The organism is Anaeromyxobacter sp. Fw109-5 (genome assembly GCF_000017505.1).
Taxonomy (GTDB): domain Bacteria; phylum Myxococcota; class Myxococcia; order Myxococcales; family Anaeromyxobacteraceae; genus Anaeromyxobacter.
Map to the genome: position 1 here is coordinate 3,286,714 of NC_009675.1, position 18,311 is coordinate 3,305,024.

General features: G+C 72.7%; 21 protein-coding genes. 9 read left to right on the plus strand and 12 right to left on the minus strand.

What is annotated here, in order from left to right; genetic code table 11:
- The first annotated feature begins 125 nt into the window (after positions 1-125).
- A complete protein-coding gene (locus ANAE109_RS14575; protein ID WP_012097645.1) occupies positions 126-653 on the plus strand; it encodes a phosphate-starvation-inducible PsiE family protein in 528 nt (175 codons plus the stop codon).
- On the opposite strand, the gene ANAE109_RS14580 is transcribed toward ANAE109_RS14575, so the two are convergent.
- Positions 598-1,464 (minus strand): trans-aconitate 2-methyltransferase, encoded by an 867-nt coding sequence (locus ANAE109_RS14580; protein ID WP_012097646.1) that lies wholly within the window; start codon positions 1,462-1,464, stop codon positions 598-600. The two genes, ANAE109_RS14575 and ANAE109_RS14580, sit on opposite strands and share 56 nt — an antisense overlap.
- 136 nt (positions 1,465-1,600) lie before the next feature.
- Between ANAE109_RS14580 and ANAE109_RS14585 the strand changes: the two genes are divergently transcribed.
- Together ANAE109_RS14585 and ANAE109_RS14590 are read left to right on the plus strand one after the other, a co-directional pair.
- Complete coding sequence (locus tag ANAE109_RS14585) at positions 1,601-3,424, plus strand: M20/M25/M40 family metallo-hydrolase (protein WP_049768594.1); 1,824 nt, start codon at positions 1,601-1,603, stop codon at positions 3,422-3,424.
- 73 nt (positions 3,425-3,497) lie between these two features.
- Entirely contained in the window at positions 3,498-4,571 is a 1,074-nt protein-coding gene (locus ANAE109_RS14590; RefSeq protein WP_012097648.1) for a TolB family protein, read from the plus strand.
- On the opposite strand, the gene ANAE109_RS14595 is transcribed toward ANAE109_RS14590, so the two are convergent.
- On the minus strand, positions 4,549-5,481 hold the full coding sequence (locus tag ANAE109_RS14595; protein WP_012097649.1) for a LysR family transcriptional regulator: 933 nt from the start codon (positions 5,479-5,481) through the stop codon (positions 4,549-4,551). The genes ANAE109_RS14590 and ANAE109_RS14595 overlap by 23 nt on opposite strands.
- Before the next feature lie 113 nt (positions 5,482-5,594).
- Here ANAE109_RS14595 and ANAE109_RS14600 point away from each other — a divergent pair, with 113 nt between their 5' ends.
- The gene (locus ANAE109_RS14600; RefSeq protein ID WP_012097650.1) at positions 5,595-6,086 is read left to right on the plus strand and encodes a hypothetical protein; all 492 of its coding nucleotides are present in this window, start codon (positions 5,595-5,597) and stop codon (positions 6,084-6,086) included.
- Between the two features lie 98 nt (positions 6,087-6,184).
- Here the strand turns inward: ANAE109_RS14600 and ANAE109_RS14605 are convergent, their stop codons facing one another.
- From ANAE109_RS14605 to ANAE109_RS14615, 3 genes are read right to left on the minus strand one after another with little or no spacing between them, the layout of a single operon-like run.
- A complete protein-coding gene (locus tag ANAE109_RS14605; protein WP_012097651.1) occupies positions 6,185-7,354 on the minus strand; it encodes a dipeptidase in 1,170 nt (389 codons plus the stop codon).
- Positions 7,355-7,407: 53 nt separating this feature from the next.
- Entirely contained in the window at positions 7,408-8,286 is an 879-nt protein-coding gene (locus ANAE109_RS14610) for a DUF2231 domain-containing protein (RefSeq protein ID WP_012097652.1), read from the minus strand.
- 16 nt (positions 8,287-8,302) lie between these two features.
- A complete protein-coding gene (locus tag ANAE109_RS14615) occupies positions 8,303-8,821 on the minus strand; it encodes a cytochrome P460 family protein (RefSeq protein WP_012097653.1) in 519 nt (172 codons plus the stop codon).
- Between the two features lie 344 nt (positions 8,822-9,165).
- Here ANAE109_RS14615 and ANAE109_RS14620 point away from each other — a divergent pair, with 344 nt between their 5' ends.
- The 5 genes from ANAE109_RS14620 to ANAE109_RS23520 all read left to right on the plus strand — a co-directional run bounded on the left by ANAE109_RS14620 (position 9,166) and on the right by ANAE109_RS23520 (position 12,972).
- On the plus strand, positions 9,166-9,885 hold the full coding sequence (locus ANAE109_RS14620; RefSeq protein WP_012097654.1) for a carboxypeptidase regulatory-like domain-containing protein: 720 nt from the start codon (positions 9,166-9,168) through the stop codon (positions 9,883-9,885).
- 38 nt (positions 9,886-9,923) lie between these two features.
- The gene (locus ANAE109_RS14625; RefSeq protein ID WP_012097655.1) at positions 9,924-11,072 is read left to right on the plus strand and encodes a metallophosphoesterase; all 1,149 of its coding nucleotides are present in this window, start codon (positions 9,924-9,926) and stop codon (positions 11,070-11,072) included.
- Positions 11,073-11,105: 33 nt separating this feature from the next.
- Positions 11,106-11,549 (plus strand): c-type cytochrome, encoded by a 444-nt coding sequence (locus ANAE109_RS14630; RefSeq protein WP_012097656.1) that lies wholly within the window; start codon positions 11,106-11,108, stop codon positions 11,547-11,549.
- Between the two features lie 79 nt (positions 11,550-11,628).
- A complete protein-coding gene (locus ANAE109_RS23515; protein ID WP_158305893.1) occupies positions 11,629-12,414 on the plus strand; it encodes a thiosulfate oxidation carrier protein SoxY in 786 nt (261 codons plus the stop codon).
- Between the two features lie 36 nt (positions 12,415-12,450).
- Positions 12,451-12,972 carry a rhodanese-like domain-containing protein gene (locus ANAE109_RS23520; RefSeq protein ID WP_012097658.1) on the plus strand — a complete coding sequence of 174 codons (522 nt, stop codon included), beginning with the start codon at positions 12,451-12,453 and terminating at the stop codon, positions 12,970-12,972.
- Between the two features lie 2 nt (positions 12,973-12,974).
- Here ANAE109_RS23520 and ANAE109_RS14645 read toward each other — a convergent pair whose 3' ends face one another.
- The 7 genes from ANAE109_RS14645 to ANAE109_RS14675 form a co-directional block, all read right to left on the minus strand.
- Positions 12,975-13,514 (minus strand): hypothetical protein, encoded by a 540-nt coding sequence (locus tag ANAE109_RS14645; protein ID WP_041448370.1) that lies wholly within the window; start codon positions 13,512-13,514, stop codon positions 12,975-12,977.
- Positions 13,515-13,624: 110 nt separating this feature from the next.
- Entirely contained in the window at positions 13,625-14,548 is a 924-nt protein-coding gene (locus ANAE109_RS14650; RefSeq protein WP_012097660.1) for a cytochrome c, read from the minus strand.
- A gap of 13 nt (positions 14,549-14,561) precedes the next feature.
- A complete protein-coding gene (locus ANAE109_RS23525) occupies positions 14,562-15,188 on the minus strand; it encodes a cytochrome c oxidase subunit 3 (protein WP_012097661.1) in 627 nt (208 codons plus the stop codon).
- A 16-nt stretch (positions 15,189-15,204) separates the two neighbouring features.
- Positions 15,205-16,995 carry a cbb3-type cytochrome c oxidase subunit I gene (locus ANAE109_RS14660; protein ID WP_012097662.1) on the minus strand — a complete coding sequence of 597 codons (1,791 nt, stop codon included), beginning with the start codon at positions 16,993-16,995 and terminating at the stop codon, positions 15,205-15,207.
- Positions 16,992-17,810, minus strand: coding sequence for a cytochrome c oxidase subunit II (locus ANAE109_RS14665; protein ID WP_012097663.1), 819 nt, complete (start codon positions 17,808-17,810; stop codon positions 16,992-16,994). Before ANAE109_RS14665 ends, ANAE109_RS14660 begins: the two co-directional genes overlap by 4 nt.
- On the minus strand, positions 17,807-17,989 hold the full coding sequence (locus tag ANAE109_RS14670) for a hypothetical protein (protein WP_041448371.1): 183 nt from the start codon (positions 17,987-17,989) through the stop codon (positions 17,807-17,809). The genes ANAE109_RS14665 and ANAE109_RS14670 overlap by 4 nt, the downstream gene beginning before the upstream one ends.
- Positions 17,986-18,306 carry a cytochrome C oxidase subunit IV family protein gene (locus tag ANAE109_RS14675; RefSeq protein WP_012097664.1) on the minus strand — a complete coding sequence of 107 codons (321 nt, stop codon included), beginning with the start codon at positions 18,304-18,306 and terminating at the stop codon, positions 17,986-17,988. The genes ANAE109_RS14670 and ANAE109_RS14675 overlap by 4 nt, the downstream gene beginning before the upstream one ends.
- Positions 18,307-18,311 lie beyond the last annotated feature (5 nt).

Sequence of the window (18,311 nt, forward strand, 5' to 3'; positions counted from 1 at the left end):
CCGAGCCCCGCGCCGGCGCCGCGTGCGGACGGGCGCTCGTCCGCCCTCCGGCCCGCCGCACCCTCCGGGCGGACGGGTCGTCGCTGCCCACCGCCGCGGGTGGCTACTCATGGTGATGACGCTGCGTGATCGCGGCGAGCCCGGAGCGCGCGGCGGCCCGAGGAGCGGGGCGCCCGGAGGTGGCGGTGAGGCAGGAGAAGAGCGACGAGGGAGCGCGGGGCCTGTTCTCGATCGCGTTCACGCGGCTGCAGGACGTCATCTACCTCGCGCTCGGCGCGCTGCTGGGCGTGAGCGCCGTCGCCCTCGTGGTCCACGGCGGCATCGATCTGGTCCGCGCCATCCTCGCCGGGGTGGACGTCGCCGCGGTCGTCACGCTCCTCGACCGCATCCTGCTCGCGCTCATGGTCGTGGAGCTGCTCTACACGGTGCAGGTCTCCTTCCGCGAGCACGCCCTCCTGCCGGAGCCGTTCCTGCTCGTCGCCCTCATCGCCGCGGTCCGGCGGATCCTGGTCATCACCGCGGAGCTCGGCGCGAAGCCCGGGGTTCCGGAGGACGTCTTCCGCCACGTGATGTGGGAGCTCGTCCTGCTCACTGGCCTCATCCTCGTGCTGGTCGCCTCCGTCGTGATCCTGCGGAAGCGGGCGGCGGACTGACGCGCCTCCGCCCGATCACGTAGGCGATCCAGCCGGCCTGGTTGCGCGCGCTCGCCCGCGGCAGGTAGCGCGAGGGGCCGGAGGCGACGTCCCAGAGCACCTCCAGGTCGACGAGCCCGGCTTCGCCGAGCAGCTCGGTCAGCTCGGGGAGGCTCCACAGGCGCCAGTCGTACTCGAACGCCCGGCGCATGGGACGGCCGCGGGCGAACTCGAAGTGGATCGCGCAGCGGATCCCGTGCGTGATGGGATCGAAGCGCTGCTGCTCCCAGACGTAGGTCACGCCGCTCCCGATCCGTCGCCGCTCGACGAGCTCCTTCTGCGCGTCCCAGCCGCCGAACGCGTCGAGCATCAGCACCCCCCCCGGCGCCAGCGCCGCCCGCGCGGAGCGCAGGTACCCGCGCAGGGCGGCGCGCGTCCGGAACACCCCGTAGCTGAAGTTGAGCGCCACCACCGCGTCGAACCGCTCGCGTGGCGCCTCGCGCACGTCGGCCTGGACGAGGCGGAGCCGCGCCGCCGCGTCGCCCAGGGAGGGGATCCGGTAGCTGCGGGCCCAGGCGTGCACGGAGGGATCCAGGTCGACGGCGACCGCGATCCGCTCGGGCCCCCGCTCGACCCAGCTCGCCGCGAGCGCGGCGGTCCCGCTGAAGTCCTCGCGGAGGCGGCGCGCCGGCTGCTCGAACCTCCGGAGGACGCGCTCCACGACGGCGACGTCGGCGGCCGGGTCCTGGACGGCGCGCTCGTAGAGCCGGTGGCGGTCGCGAGGGCCTGGGGTGGGGAGAGCGTCGGCGCTGGAGTCGTGGGGGGCGCGCATCGGGGCGCCTCCATACCGCTCCGGCGGGTGTCCGGCAAATCCGCCACCTCGCCCCCGCCGCGGCCGCCCTCGCCGGGTACGCCCTCCGGTGGAGGCCGCCCTGCCCCGCCGCGCCTGCCGCCCTATCTACCGGCGCATGCGCCTGCCGGGAACGCTCGCCCTCCTCGCCCTCGCCCTCGCCTCCTGCGGTCGACGCGCCGCGACCCGCGCGGCGCCGGAGCCGGCCTTCGACGCCGGGCGTGCGCGCGCGGAGGTGGGCTGGCTCGCCGATCCGGCGCGCACCGGGCGCGGCGTGGGGACCCCCGGCGCCGCGCAGGCGGCCGACTGGATCGCGGCGCGGTTCCGCGAGGCGGGGCTCGCCCCCGCCTGGGACGAGGGGTACCTGCAGCGCTTCGAGGCGCCGTTCCGCGCCACGCTCGGCGAGCGGAACGCGTTCGCGGTGGGGTCCTCGCACGGCGAGCTCGAGCGGGACTTCCTCCCGTTCGACTTCAGCGACGACGGCGCGGTCGAGGCCGAGGTCGTCTTCGCGGGCCACGGGATCACCGCGCCGGCCCTCGGCCACGACGACTACGGCGGCCTCGACGTGAAGGGGAAGATCGTGCTCGTGGCGCAGGACTTCCCGCGCGAGTCCGACGCCGCCTCGCCCTTCCGCGACCCGCGCCACTACCGCTTCGCCGAGTGGCGCTACAAGGCGACGAACGCGCGCGAGCACGGCGCCGCGGCGCTCATCGGCGTGCGCGACGTCTGGGCCGAGGGGCACGGGGGCGCCGACGACCTGCCCCCCTGGCGCGGCCAGGTCTCGTCGCGCGCCGGGATCGTCGCGGCGCGCGTCACGGCCGCGGCGCTCGCCCGGGCCGGCGTCGACGTGCGCGCGCTCGCCGCTCCGGGCGAGGCCGACGGCAAGCCCCACTCGCGGCCGCTCGGCGTGCGCGCACGGCTCGAGGTGCGGGTGCTGCACGAGCGGGCCACCACCGCCAACGTGGTCGCCATCCTGCCCGGGCGGGATCCCGCCGTCGCGGGCGAGTGCGTCGTCGTCGGCGCCCACCACGACCACCTCGGCCTGGGCGGCGACTCGTCGCTCGCACCCGAGCGGCTCGGCACGGTCCACCCCGGCGCGGACGACAACGCGAGCGGGGTGGCCGCGCTCCTCGCCGTCGCCCGCGCGTTCGCCGCGGAGGGCCCGCCGCGGCGAACCCTCCTCTTCGCGGCGTTCGGCGCGGAGGAGCTCGGGATCCTGGGCTCCTCGGAGCTCGCCCAGCACCCCCCGCCCCGCTGCCCGACCGAGCGGATGCAGCTCATGGTGAACCTCGACATGGTGGGCCGCCCCGCCGCGGGGAAGGTCTACGTGGACGGCGCCGACACGGCGCGCGGGCTGCGCGACCTCGTGAAGGCGCTCGCCGAGCGCCCCCCGCGCCTCCCGCTGAAGCTCGCCTTCGGCGAGGGCGACGGCTACGGGCCCTCGGATCACACGAGCTTCTACGCCCGGGACGTCCCCGTGCTGTTCCTCTTCACGGGCCCCCACCCCGACTACCACCGGCCCTCGGACACGCCCGACAAGATCGACGGGGCGGGACTCGCCGCCGTGGCGCGCCTCGCCTACCGGGCGGCGCGCGAGGCCGCCGAGCGGGACGGCCGGCTCGAGGTGGTCCGGACCGCCTCGCCGCCGCCGCGCGAGCGCGGCGAGCGCGGCTACGGCACCTACCTCGGCGCGATCCCCGACTTCGCCGAGCGCAGCGCCCCCGGCGTGCTCCTCACCGGGGTGCGGGCGGGCAGCCCCGCCGAGCGGGCGGGGATCGCGGCGGGGGACGTGCTCCTGCGAGTCGGCCCGACGAAGCTCCTCGGCCTGCAGGATCTCGCCTTCGCCCTCCGCTCGCACCGGCCGGGCGACGAGGTGGAGGTGGAGTGGGAGCGCGCCGGGGCGCGCAGGACCGCGAAGGTGAGGCTCGAGGAGCGGCGGTGAGCGGGTCCCCTCGCTGTAGGGCCTCCCCCGTGCGGGAATCGACAGGCGCCCGCGCGGCGGGAAGCTTCGACCCATGAGATCCCTCGCCGCCGCCCTCCTCGCCGCCGCCTGCGCCGCGCCGGCGCCTCCGCCCGCGTCCGTCTCCGCAACCGCGCCGAGTCCGGACTCGGCCGCGCCCCGCCTCGCGCTCCCGGGCGAGCGCCACCTCGGAAACGTCCGGCAGCTCACCTTCGGCGGCGAGAACGCGGAGGCGTACTTCAGCTTCGACGGACGGGAGCTCGTGTTCCAGGCCACCCCGGAAGGCGCCGGCTGCGATCAGCTCTACGTGATGGGCGCGGACGGCTCCGGGCTTCGTCGCGTGTCGCGCGGGAAGGGTCGCGTCACCTGCGGCTACTTCTTCCCGGGGGGCGAGCGGATCGTCTACTCCTCGACGCACGCGTCGGCCGCGGAGTGCCCTCCCAAGCCGGACCACTCGAAGGGCTACGTATGGGCGCTGTACGACTACCAGCTCTACACGGCGCGGCCGGACGGCTCGGACCTCGCGCCGCTCGCCCCGGCCCCCGGCAAGTACAACGCGGAGGCGACGGTGTCCAAGGACGGCTGGATCGTCTTCACCTCGACGCGCGACGGCGACCTCGAGCTCTACAAGATGCGCCTCGACGGCTCCGGGCTCGTCAGGCTCACGCACACTCCGGGCTACGACGGCGGCGCGTTCTTCTCCGCCGACGGGCGCCGGATCGTGTTCCGCGCGAGCCGCCCCACGACGGAGGCGGAGCTCGCCGACTACCGCGCGCTGCTCGGGGAGGGGCTCGTGCGGCCCGGCAAGCTCGAGCTCTTCACGATGAACGCGGACGGCTCGGACGTGCGCCAGGTGACGCGCCTCGGCGCGGCGAGCTTCGCGCCGTTCTTCCACCCCGACGGGCGGCGCATCGTGTTCGCCTCGAACGTGGGCGACCCGAGGGGGCGGAACTTCGACCTGTACGTGGTGAACGACGACGGCACCGGCCTCGAGCGGATCACCACCAACGAGACCTTCGACGGCTTCCCCATGTTCTCGCCCGACGGGAAGCGGCTGGTCTTCGCCTCGAACCGCAACGCGTCCCGTCCCGGCGAGACGAACGTGTTCATCGCGGACTGGATCGAGTAGGCGCGACGTCGGCGCTCACCCGCCAGCGCTTCTTCGCGAGCTCGAGCCAGGCGCGCGTGGCGGGCGACAGCTGGCGGTCGCGCCGCCAGATGAGGGCCACGTCCCAGGGGATCCGCGGCTCGGAGATGCGCACCGAGCGGACCTGCTGCGGGTCGAGCTGGCGGCAGATCGTGTTCGGCAGCAGCGCCACCCCGATGTTCGCCGCCACGGCCGCGACGATGAAGTCCCAGTGCGAGCTCTCGCTCACCACGGTCGGCTTGAAGCCGCTGCGGCGGCACGCCTCCAGGATGTGGCCGTGGAGGGCGAACTCCGGCCGGTAGAGCACGAAGGGTGTACCCTCCAGCTCGCGCAGCGTGAGCGCGCTCCGGCGGGTGAGGGGATGGGTCGGGTGGAGCACCGCCCTGAGCTCGTCCTTCACGAAGGGCATCGTGCCGAACGCCTGCTCGTCGGTGGGCAGCACGATGGCGCCCACGTCGAGATCGCGGCTCATGATGAGCGCCTCGAGGTGGTGCGAGCCCTCCTCGCGCAGCTCGAGCAGGATGCCGGGGTAGGCCTGGTGGTACTCCGCGAGCAGCGGCGCGACGAAGGTGACGCCGACGATGGGGGGCATGCCGACGCGCAGCCGCCCGCGCCGGAGCTGCGAGAGCTCCGCGACCTCCTCCTCGATCATGCGCAGCGAGTCGAGCACGCCCTCGGCGCGCTCGAGCACGATCTGCCCGGCGTCGGTGAGGGTCACGCGCCGGCGCTCGCGCACGAGCAGCGCCGCGCCGAGCTCCTCCTCCAGCGCCTTCACCATCTTGCTGATGGCGGGCTGGCTCACGTGCAGCGAGCGGCTCGCCCGCGTGAACCCGCCCTGCCGCGCCACCTCGACGAAGTACCGCAGCGCCGTGACGTCCACCGTCTCCTCCATGTCGGTTGGTTATCACTAGAATAGCAAGAATGAATTTCCGGCATACACGGATCTTCGACTAGGTTGCGCGCGGGCTCACGGGAAGGACCTCCGGAGCCACACGGGAGACGACGATGACGATGGAAGATCTGCTGCGCGACGAGGAGGCGGCCATCCTGGAGGAGGCCGCACTCGAGGCCGCGCAGCTCGAGCACTACCGCCGCGACGGCGCCCAGGCGACGCGCGGACGGCTCGAGCTCCTCTACCGCCAGCTGGTGGACGCGGTGCTCGCACGCGATCTCAACGCGCTGCGCGCCCACGTCACCCGCCTGGCGCACGAGCGATTCGCGGCGGGGTTCGACCTCTCCGAGGTGCAGGCCGCGTTCTCGATCCTCGAGGACGCCATCTGGCGGAAGGCGCTGTCCCGGCTGCCGTCGGACGAGCGAGCCTGGGGCCTCAGCCTGGTCGGGACCGTCTTCGCGCAGGGCAGGAGCACGCTCGCGCGAACCTACGAGTCGCTCGCGCCACGCGCACCGGCGCCGTGCGTCGATCTCGCGCCCCTGTTCTTCGGCGCGGACTCCGTGCGGACCTCGCGGTTCGTGGAGGAGCTGGTCTACCCGGTCTGATCGCCGTTCGCTCTCCAGGGCCCCCGCCGCGATCGCGCGCACGCGCGGGCGGCGGGGGTCAGGGGGGGGTGTGGATCGAGCGATTGTTTCACGGCGCCTCAAGGGAGGTTCGCGAGCAGGAAGCGCAGCGCGTTCTCGCCCATGACGGCGCGGATCGCGTCCTCCGAGAGCCCCTCGTCGAGCAGCGCCTGGGTGAGCACCTCCAGGCGGGAAGCGTCGAACGGCACCGTGGTCGCGCCGTCCCAGTCCGAGCCGAGCGCGACGTGCCTCACCCCGGCGACCTTCACGGCGTGCCGGATCGAGCGGGCGATGGCCCGCGGCGAGCGATCGCACACCGCGCCGTCCCAGTAGCCGATGCCGACGAGCGCGCCGTTCCGGGCGAGCCTGCGGAGCTGCCCGTCGGCCAGGTTGCGCGGCCCCGGGCAGACGGCGCTCACGCCGGTGTGAGACACCATCACCGGCCGGCGCGCCTGCGCGAGCGCCTCGTCGAAGGCGCGCGGCGAGGCGTGCGCGAGGTCCACGATCATGCGGCGCTCCTCCATGCGACGAAGCGCGTCGCGGCCGAGGGGGGTGAGCCCGCCTCGACGCGCCCCGTGCGCCGAGCCGGCCGCCGCGTTGTCCGCGAAGTGCGCGAGCCCCGCCGAGCGGAAGCCCGCCTCGAAGAGGGCGTCGAGCGTCTCGAGCCGCCCCTCGAGCGCGTGCAGCCCCTCCGTCGCGAGCACCGCCACCACCACGCGCCGTCCCGCCGGCTGGCGTGCGCGGGCCTCCAGCGCGGCGGCGAGCTCCGCGCGCGAGGTGGCCAAGACCAGCCGGCCCTCGGACTCCGCGGCCGCCCGGCGGAGCTTGTCGCCCTGGTGGAGCGCCCGCGCGAGCCGGCTGTTCCAGCTGCTCGCGGGCCACCGCGAGGCGATCGCGAGCGGCGTGACGAGGTCCATGCCGCCGGCGTTCGCGTCGTAGTTGTAGCCGCGCGGGACCTCGGTGACCGTCGAGAACAGCTGCACCGCGACGTTGCCCTCCTCGAGGCGCGGCACGTCGCTGTGGCCCCGCGTCGAGCGGCGCAGCGGATCGCGATCCCAGAGCAGGAGGTCGTCGTGCAGGTCGGCGATCCGCAGCGAGGCGTGCAGGCGGCGGGCGCGGTCCGACACCTCGTGCACCGCGCGCGTCTCCACGCGGTTCAGGCGCCCCGCCACCAGGGGCGGGAGCGCGAAGAAGAAGATCCCCGCCGCGGCGAGGAGGAGCGCTGTGGCGAGGCGGAGCACGGAGGGCATGGTACGCCACGGCGAGGCCCCGCGGGCCGCCGTTCCCTGAGCCGGGCTCGTGATCAGTGGGCGTGCACCCCACTCCAGCGGGCCGCCTCGTGGCAGCCGGCGCACGCGCTCGTCACGGCGCCGAGGGATCGGGTGACCGCGGACCAGCGCCCCGCCGTCGCGGCGGCCTCGAGCTGGACCGCGCCCTCGCCGAGCAGCCCCGCCAGCTGCTCCACCGTCGCCGCCACCTCCGGCCCCGCGTGCTCACCGGCGTGCTCCGCGACGCGCCTCGGCCCCTCCGCCTCGAGCCAGCGCGCGACGCGCGCGATCTCCCCCGCCGCGCCCGCCACGCGCGCGTAGCCGCCGGCGGTGGGGCGCTCGACCAGCATCCGGCCGTAGGCCGCGCTGGCGTCGGCCCACGCGCCGCGGAGCCGCTCCATCGCGTCGTCGAGATCCTCGGGCGGAGTGCTCCGGCGCGACAGCGTGGGCGCCAGCGCGCCGTGGGCCGCCGCGGTCACGGCCATGCCCGAGTGGAAGACCAGCACCTCCCCGCCGATCCAGCCCGTCCCGGCGAGGAGGACCGCGAGCAGGAGGGCGCACGCCGCCGTCCCGCGCCCCGCGATCGCGCCGCGGCGGAGGGCCCGGAGCCGAACGGCCGCGAGCGCGAGCAGGAGCACGGTGCCGGCGGCGCCCATCCCGAGGTGCAGCCATCGCCAGGTCCCGAGCCCTTCCGGCCACGGCAGGAGCGCGTTCGCGACCAGGCCCGCCCCTGCCGTCGCGACCGCGAAGACCGCCCCCACGCCGAGCGCGACGTCCCCCGCGAACGACCAGCGATCGGAGCGCCGGACCGCGGCGAGCCCGTACGCGAGGACGACCACCGGGAGGACGCCCAGCGTGACGTGCACGAGCGCGGGGTGCACCGTCGTCGCGCGGATGGCGCTGAACGGGTCCACGACGTCCCGGCTCCGGTCACTTCGAGAAGACGAGGTCGTTCGGGGCGGCGGTGTGGCAGCCGACGCAGCCCTTCACATCCGGCCCCGCGACGGGCTTGCCGTCCCGCGTGAAGACCTTCCAGTCCGGCGTCGCGCGGATCCAGAACCAGGAGCCGTTGCGCTTCGCCATGACGGTGAGCGACGCCGCGTCGGCGTCGGGCTGGGGGCGGTTCTCCTTCACGATGACGCTGCCCTCCGGGTACTGCCCGCCCGCCGTCGGCCCCTTCGCCGCCGCCTCGTTGCGCCAGGCCACGACGTAGGTCCCCCCGTGGCCCTTCGAGAGCACGGGCCTGGCGTACTGCGGGAACGTGCTCCAGGATCGATAGCCCTTCGCCTCCTCGAGGATCGCCCGCGCCTCACCGGCCGGCGCGACGCCCTTCTGCTCCTCCCCTTTGCCGTGCCCGGGCTGCGCTTGCGCGGCCGACTGCGCCAGCACGCCCACCGCGGCGACGCTCGCGACGAGCGCCGCCAGGGCGACACCGTGGACTCCCTTCATCGTGGCTCCTCCGTCCAGGCGCTCCACCTGCAGTGTCGAGTGCACTAGGCCGGGCGCCGCGCCGAGGACACGGCGCGGATGGGCCGTCGCGACGGGGCCAGGACATCGGTGAGCGCGCGACCACGCGCCAGGCAGGATCCCCCAGGGACGAGCGTCCGCCCGGGAGAAGGAGAGTCGCTGCGAGGGCGGGAGCACGTCCGCTTCTCCGCCCGTGAAGCGGCTGCTGCCGCCCCCGGTCCCGACGCGGCGCGCCAGGACGCGCACTTATGAGACTTGACGCCGGTCAAGCGCAGCAACACGGAGTGAAACGAACGCGCAGACCATCGCCAAGGAGGCATCGACTCATGCCACGCCAGCGACTCATCCCGAGCTCGATCCTCGCCGTTCTCGTCACGGCCGCTCTCCCCTCCTCCGTCCTCGCCTACGAGGTCGCGCCGGTCGCGGACGGCGGGACCATCAGCGGGAAGGTCACGTTCAGCGGGCCCGTCCCGACGAAGAAGATCATCCCGACCAAGGACAAGGAGGTCTGCGGCGACATCCGCGAGGAGCCGGAGATCGTCGTCGGCGCGGACAAGGGCGTCCTCGACGCGGTCGTGTACCTGAAGTCCGTCGAGAAGGGGAAGGCGTTCCAGAAGCCCGCCCAGAAGCCGGAGATCGTGAACAAGGGGTGCCGCTTCGTCCCCAACGTCCAGGCGTTCCCGGTCGGGACGGTCGTCATCGTCAACTCCGACCCGGTCATGCACAACACCCACGGCTTCCACGACAAGGCGACCGTCTTCAACGTCGCGCTGCCGATGAAGGGGCAGCGCATCGAGCGGCCGCTCAAGAAGCCGGGCATCACGCGCGTGGAGTGCGACGCGCACGGCTGGATGCTCGCGTGGATCTACGTCGCGGACAATCCGTACTACGCCGTCACGCAGAAGGACGGCGCGTTCAGCATCACCGACGTGCCGCCGGGGAACTACACGCTCGTCGCCTGGCACGCGTTCACGGGCCCGACCGAGGTGGCGGTCACCGTGAAGCCGAAGGAGGCGGCGAAGGTCCCCGTCGAGCTGAAGAAGTAGTCCCGCCGTTCGGGATCGAAGAGTCGGAGGAGACGCCGATGGAACACAATCAGAGAGAGCGAAGCGAGCTGCACGAAGTGCTGCAAGGCTCCGGCGAGCGCCCCGACCGTTCGCTGGTCATCACCCGCCGCACCTTCCTCCACAGGTCGCTGCTGACCGGGACGGCGGGCGCGGCCGCCTACGGTTGGTTCCCGCTGATCAACACGCTCGACCTGGCCCTCGGTGCGCAGCAGGGGTTCAAGTTCGCCTGGATCTCCGACACGCACCTGTATCCCAAGGACGTCAACACGCGCTTCGTCGACAAGGCGGTGCGCGCGACCAAGGAGGTCATCGCGATGAGGCCCGCCGCGGACTTCCTCATGTTCGGCGGCGACCTCGCCCAGCTCGGCGATCCCGTGGAGCTCGACCTCGGCAACGAGATCCTCAAGGAGGTGAAGATCAAGAAGTACTTCATCCCGGGGGAGCACGACTGGTACCTCGACATGGGGCAGCGGTGGACGAAGCTGTTCGGCCAGCCCAACTGGACGTTCGACCACAAGGGCGTCCGCTTCGTCGGGCTCGACACGGTGAGCCGCGGCCCGGACTACTGGACGGCCAAGAAGATGAGCCCCAAGGAGCGGATGGGCCACATGGCCACGCTCGACGGGAGCGTGGCCGGGGCGTGGGCCGGCGTCGGGCGCGATCAGCTGGAGTGGCTCGGCAAGACGCTGTCGGACTGGCGCAAGGACGCGCCCGTCGTCGTCTTCAGCCACAACCCGCTCTACGAGTACTACCCGCCCTGGAACTTCTGGGTGCGCGACTGGCGGGAGGTGAACGAGGTCCTGCGGCCTTTCACCAACGTCACCAACATCCACGGCCACACGCACCAGGTCCTCTACAACGAGCTCGGCAAGATGCGCTCCATCGGCATGCTCGCCACCTCCTGGCCGTGGCCCTACGCGCCGCAGGGCGTGCCGGCGCTGACGAAGTGCATGGTCCGCGCCGATCCCGGCGACCACTTCGACGGCGTCGGCTGGTCGTCCCTGACGCTCACCGCCGCGAACAAGGTGGAGAACGAGTACGTCATGTGGCGGAAGGACGTCCTCGCGGAGGCCGCGACCGACTCGGGATGCGCGGACAACGTCAACCAGGAGACGCACCCGCGCGTCGCCGACCAGGCCTGGCCCTACTACGGCGCCTACAAGTGAACAGGCGGGCGTCACGACGAAAGGAGGAACGGTATGAAGATCGCGCGATACGGGTTCGTCGCGGCGGGCGCCTTCCTCGGGCTCATGATGATCTCCCAGGCGCTCGCTCACAAGGCGAAGCACTCGCCCGAGCAGCTCAAGGCGTTCGAGGACGTGTTCATGGAGCAGGTCCGGCTGGGGGACCTGCTCTTCCACGGTGACGAGGCGGCGCAGAAGAAGCTCGGGGTCCAGCTCTCCAAGACGGGGATGGCCTGCGCCATGTGCCATCCGTTCGGCACGGACGTCCACCCGCACGAGTTCCCCAAGTTCCAGGAGCAGATCGGCCAGTTCGCCACCCTCCGGGACATGATCAACTGGTGCGTCGAGAAGCCGAACGAGGGCGTGAAGCTCGAGCCGGACTCGCCCGCCATGAAGGCGCTGGAGACGTACATCTACTATTCCAATCGAGGCAGCACGCTCGACCCGGGGAGACATTGAGCCGAGCCCTGCGCGCTGCGCCATGACGCGCGATCCCGCCGCACCGATGGCCGGCGTCACCCGCAGACGCTTCCTGGGGATGACGTCGGCCGCCGTGGGGCTCTGGATCCGGCCGGCCTGGGGCGACGGCGCCCGCGACGGACCCCGCCGCTCCTCCTCGCTCGCGCGCGATCACCGTCCGGTGCTCCACCTCCCGGAGACGACCCGGAACGGCGCGAAGGTTCCGATCCTGGTGGAGATGGCGCACCCGATGACCGAGGACCACCACATCACCCGCGTCCAGGTGGTCAACGCGACGGACCCCGTCCCGCTGAAGGGCGACTTCCACCTCACGCCGGGGAATGGGCGCGTCTACCTCGCGTTCCAGGCGCGGATGCACGGCGGCGCCTCGGAGGTGTCGGTCACGGCCGAGTGCAACCGCCACGGCGAGTGGTCCACCACGCGCACGATCGAGATCCCCGCGGACGCGGGCGGCTGTGCCGGGACCGCGCCCTCGGAGGGGGGGCCCACCCTCCCCGACGACATCCGCGGGCCCGCGATCCGGATCGCGGAGCTGGTGGAGCGCGGCAGGCTCCGTCGCGGAGAGCTCGTCCACGCGAGCGTGAAGATGAGGCATCCGAGCCGGACCGGCCTCGCGCTCCGCGACGGGCGCTTCGTGCAGGAGTCGGAGCCGCTCCACCTCGAGGAGCTGGAGGTCCACTACGGCGGCCAGCGCGTGAGCCGCTTCTCGCTCACCCCGGCGCTGGCCGACGATCCGTTCATCACGTTCTGTCTGCTGGCGCGGGTGGAAGGGCCGCTCACGGTCCTCCTCACCAACAACCGGGGCCGGCGCTTCGAGGCGACGCACGACCTCCGCTTCTCCTGACGGGTGAAGCGGCGTCTCGCGGGAGGGAGGCGAACGATGCGCAAGATCCCGGCGGCACTGGGGCTGGCGGTGGTCCTCGGCGCCTTCGCCGACGCGGCGCAGCCCGGCGCAGGAGGTTCACCCGGCCGGACCGCGACGAGCGAGCAGCTCGCCAGGTTCTTCGACCGGACGAAGGGGATGACCCGGGTGGTCCCCGCCTCCGACGTGTGGGAGAGCCTCCACGCCGGCCGGAGCAGGTACCTCGTCGTCGACGTCCGCCCCGCGGACGAGTACGCGAAGGGCCACGTCCCCGGGGCGATCAGCATCCCGGTCGACGTGCTCTTCCTGGAAGGAAGCCTGGCGAAGCTGCCGTCCGGCCGGACGCCGATGATCCTCCTCGTGTGCCAGAGCGGGCACGTGGAGTCCATGGCCCTCGGCGGGCTCGCCGCCTTGGGCTACGAGCCGTACGTGATGCGGTTCGGCATGATCGGCTGGAACGCCGAGACGAGGGTGAAGGCCGGCGCGCCCGGCCAGGAGCCCGACACCGTCCGAGGCGTGGGCGGCCCGATCGAGAGGTAGCGTCAGAATCCAATGCCGGTGTGGAGCACCACGTCCAGGGTGAGGTCGGGATCGGGATCCGAGCGCAGGAACGTGGGAAACGCGGCCTCGACGAACCACGTGGCGCCGCCGCCCAGATCGACCAGGCCCTTGTTGACGAGCGGGATGACGCCGACGTTGGCTGGCGCGCCGATCACCGACGCCACCCGGAGGCCGAGCGCCACCGGTCCGGCGCCGTAGACCACTCCCGGATCGATGACGAGCGAGCTCTCCCCCCTCGGGTCGACCGGGTTCTGAACGATCATCTCGAAGTCGATGACCAGCCTCTCGCTGATCTTCACGCTCACGCCGACGGGATTCGCGATGACGAAGTCGTCGCCGATGTTCGTCGTGTCGTCGGACGTGACCGTCACGAGCGGCGTCGCGATCCCGACGTGCCCCCCGACGCTCCTCTCCGGGGGCGGTGCCGCCATCGGCGGCGGCTCCTGCGCCTGCGCCCCGGCACGCAGCGCGACCGCCAGAACGATCGCCAGTCGGCAAGCGAACGACATGAACTTGCTCATGGCTCGACCTCCTCCAGGCGCTGGGCACTCCTGGTGCGGCTTCCCTAAGGCCCTTCGCCCTGCGCGCGCGGGCATGACGGGCAGCAACGATGGTGGGAAGCACGGGTGATTCACTTCCGGTCAGGCGTGGGGGGCTTCCACGCCGCGTCGGCCGCCCGGTTCTCGTCGGCCAGCCGGCGCGCCGCGTCCGTGCCCTTCAGCGCCACGAGCGAGTCCACGAAGTGCACGAGCGCCCAGAGGTCCTCCTCCGGCAGCGAGCCCTGCCAGGTGGGCATCGCCGTCCCTCCGACCCCGGAGGCGATGACCCGGTACAGATCCTCCTTCCGATGCTCCGGCCGGACGGAGCGCAGCTCGGAGCGCACGAAGTCCGGCGGGAGCAGCTTCACGCCGTAGTCGCTGTCCGTGAGGACCGCCCCGTACATGTCCTCGCGGAACGAGCTGGTGGCGTTGCCGGTCAGCTCCTTCGAGGCCTGGCTGATGAAGGCTCTCGACGCGTACGCCGGGTGGCAGGAGAGGCACTGGGCGAGGCCGTGGTAGAGCTTCCGGCCGCGCGCCACCGCGTCCGCCTCCCGCCCGGCCCAGGGGTCGGGCGTGGGCCGGATGGCCTCCCCGGGCTCCTCGTCCTTCCAGCGCGGCGAGAACGTCTTCAGGTACTGGACGATCTCCCGGACCTTGTGCTCCGGGACCCCGTCCCACGCCAGCATGGCGGTGCCGTGCAGGCCGCTGCGGACGATGCGCTCGAGGTCCTCGTCGTTCGGGAGCATGCCGCCCTGCACGGCGGCGAACTTGAACACTCCCAGGGTGAAGTCGCGCGGCGGGGGACGCAGCCCCTTCGCCGCGGGCCCCTTGCCGTCGCCCTTGTCGCCGTGGCATGCGCGGCAGTACTGCACGTAGGCGCGCTCGCCCTCGGTGAGCACCTCGGCCGGCACCACCTTGCCCCCGAGCGTCCGCGGCTCGTCGAAGCCCTGCGGCCGGTAGCCCTTGCAGGCCACGGCGGCGATCGCGAGGAGCAGGAGCAGCGACGCGCGGATCATGGCGACCTCGACCTCACGCCAGGTAGACGGTCAGGTAGAGCACTCCCCACACGACGCCGACGAAGTGCCAGTACCAGCCCCACAGCCGCACGTCCGTGCGGAGGGACTCGCCGCCGGCGCGCGCGCGGACGGCGAGCCACGCCAGCGCGGCCAGCCCGACGACCACGTGCAGCGCGTGGAACGCGGTGAACGCGTAGAACACCGACGGGTAAGGACCGCCGGCCGGCACGAGCCCTTGCCGCCAGAGGCCGCTCCACACCACCCCCTGCACGAGGAGGAAGATCGCCCCGAGCACGACCGCGGCCGCGAGCGCCGCCGTCACGCCGCGGGGCCGGCGAAGCTCCTGCGACCGGGTGGCGCGCACCACCGCCGCGCTGGACGCCGCGATGACGAGCGTGTTCAGGCCCGGGAGCAGGCGCGGGAGCGGCGGGGCGTCGAGCGGCGGCCAGCTCGGCGCCCGGGCGCGCAGGAACGCGTACGCGAAGAACAGCGCCACGAAGAGCATCGCCCAGGAGCCGAGGAACACGGCCATGCCGACGTAGGCGGTGCGCTCCGCGCCGTGCGGGCGGCGCCGGTAACGGGTGAGGTCGCGCACGAGGCCGGGCGCCGGCTCGCGGCCGCGTTCCTCGCGCTGGGCCATGACGCGCGCCACCGCCTCAGCCCTTCCTGGCCGCGACCGCCGCCGCGCCGTCGCCCGGCAGGAGCTCCGCCTGTCCCGCGAAGTCCCTGCCGGTGAGCCGCCGCACCTCGGGGTTCGAGAGCTCGTGGGGCCCCCGGACGACCTCGGGGATCCGATCGAAGTTGTGGAACGGCGGAGGCGAGCTGGTCGCCGTCCACTCGAGCGTCGTCACGTGCCACGGGTTCGGGCCGGCCGGGGCGGCGCGCCTGCCGAAGACACCCCTGAAGAAGTTCACGACGAAGAAGAGCTGCCCCGTGAAGAGCGCGAACGCGAAGTAGCTCGTCCACCGGTTCAGGCCGCGGAGCCCCTGGATGAACGTGTACTGGAACGGATCGAAGAGCCGCCGCTCCTGGCCCGCGTACCCGGCGAGGAGCTGCCCGCCGAAGACCAGCGTGAGCCCGAGGAAGGTGAACCAGAAGTGGATCTTCCCGAGCCGCTCGCCGAGCCGCCGTCCGAACATCTTGGGGAACCAGAAGTAGATCCCGGTGAACGCCCCCATCACCGAGGCCGCCGCCATCGTGAAGTGGAAGTGGCCGACCACGAACATCGTGTCGTGGAGGTAGAGGTCCATGCTGATGTCACCCAGGAAGAGCCCGGTGAGCCCGCCGACGCCGAAGACGAAGACCGTCCCGAGCGCGAAGAGCATCGGCGTGTCGTAGCGGAGCGAGCCCTGCCAGAGGGTGAGGACCCAGTTCACCACCACCACCATCGACGGGATGCTGATGAGGAGCGTGAAGAGCATGAAGCCCTCGCCCAGGAGCGGGCTCATGCCGGTCATGAACATGTGGTGGCCGTAGACCATCGCGGAGAGGACGGTCACGAGGACCATCGCCCACACCGTCCCGCGGTACCAGTGGTGGGGCTTCCGCGCGAAGAAGGAGAGGACGTCGCCGAGGATCCCCCAGGCCGGGAGGATCATGATGTAGACCTCGGGGTGGCCGAAGATCCAGAACAGGTGCTGCCAGAGGATGGGATCGCCCCCGCCGCGCACCGCCGACGCTCCCGCCACGAAGAACTCCGTGCCGAAGCTCCGGTCGAGCAGGAGCAGGAGCGCCGCCGAGCCGAGCACCGGCACGAACAGGGCGTTCAGGATGGCGGTCAGCCACAGGCCCCAGATCGTGAGCGGCAGGCGCATGTACGTCATCCCCGGCGCTCGGAGCCGGATGACCGTGGTGATGTAGTTCACCGCCCCCATGGTCGACGAGACGCCGGTGACGAAGATGGCGGCGACGACGAGCGTCTGGCCCATCCCCGGCATGCCCACGTTCGTCGAGAGCGGCGTGTACGTCGTCCACCCGGCGCCCGCGGAGCCGAGCGGGGCGAAGAACGAGGCGAGGACCAGCAGCTGCGACAGCAGGAAGGTCCAGAACGAGTACATGTTGAGGCGCGGGAAGGCCATGTCGCGCGCGCCGATCATGAGCGGGATGAGCAGGTTCCCGAACGTGCCGATGAGCACGGGCGTCACGGCGAAGAAGATCATGACGAGCCCGTGCGTGGTGAAGATCTGCTGGTACGTCGCCGGCCCGATCACGCCCGACTCGCCGAAGAGCAGCCTCCCCACCAGCGGCACGGGCCGGTACGGGAACCCCCACTGCCAGCGGATCAGCATGGCGAGCGCGCCGCCCACCAGCAGGAACAGCAGCCCCGCCCACAGGAACTGCTTCGCGATCATCTTGTGGTCGATCGAGAAGACGTACCTCCGCCAGAACGAGGTCGGCGCCGGGTGGATCGGCTGCGCCTCCTCCATGAGCGCCTGCGCGGGCGTCATTCTCTCCTCCTCCACTCCCAGCCCCAGCGGGCGTCGGCGTCCTCCGGGTCGTGGGCGCGGCGGGCGTCGGCCACCGCGGCGTCGAGCCATGCCCGGTACCGCTGCGGCGGGAGCACGGTCAGGACGCCCCGCATCTTGTAGTGGTTCGGACCGCAGTGCTGGGCGCAGGCGATCTCGTACTCGCCCGCCGTCCGCGCCTGGAACGTGAGCCTCGTGATCTCTCCCGGGACCGCGTCCCGCTTCACGCGGAAGTGCGGCAGGTTGAAGCTGTGGATCACGTCGACCGAGGCGAGCTGGATGAGCACCGGGGCGCCCACCGGGACGCGGATGTCGTTCAGCGTGACCGCGTCGTCCTCCGTGTTGAACCGGCCGTCGGGCCCGGGGTACCGCGCCTGCCACGCCCACTGGTGCGCCTGGACCTCGATGCGCACGGTGTCGGCCCGGTCCTCCGCGGCGGCGAAGTTCCAGAAGAAGCGGCGCATGTCGACGATGGTGTGGAAGAACAGGTACCCGTCGACGATCAGCGCCACGAGCGCGACGAAGCCCAGCGCCACGCCGATGGAGAGCTTGCTCCCGTGGCTGTGGACCGCCGCGTGGTCGCGCCGGTGGCGGACGAGCGCCACGAGGAGCACCGCCCCGACGATCACGAAGATCAGGGTGGTCGCCGCGATCGTGTAGTGGATGAGCGAGTCGACCCGCCCGCCGTCGAGCGACGCGTCGCGCGGCAGCCCGAACCCGGACTCCGGCGCGGGGGCGGCCGCCGCCGCGCGCGCGACCCCGAGCGCTCCCGCGACCACCAGGCGGCGCCACGTCATCGCTCGTCTCCCGCCGCGCGGATGGCGCGGATCACCAGCGCGGCGACCACGTAAGGCGCCGCGATCATCCCGCCCACGAGGAGCGCGGAGGCCGGGTTCTGGTCGCGCGCGCACACCGGACACGCGACCGCCACGGAGGGCGCGAGGGCCGCGGCGAGGGCGAGGAGGCGCCTCCTCATGACGTCGCCCTCCAGGCGCGCTCGGCGATGAGGATGACGCCGTAGGCGGCGGGCGCCAGCAGCGGGCCGAGCACCGTGAGCCGCAGGATGCGCGTCTCGAAGCGCAGGTGCATGTAGAAGAGCGCGATGAGCGCCGCCTTGGCGACGGCGAGGCTCACCAGCGCGAGGACCACGGCCGCGCGTGCGATCCCGGGCGTCCGCGCGACCCCGAGCTCGACCAGGGTCAGGACGCCGAGGACGACGAAGACGACGACGTACTGCCGCCGGTGCACGGCGCCGTGCGCCGTGGCTCCCTGCGCTCGGGCGAGATCGGCCATCGCGG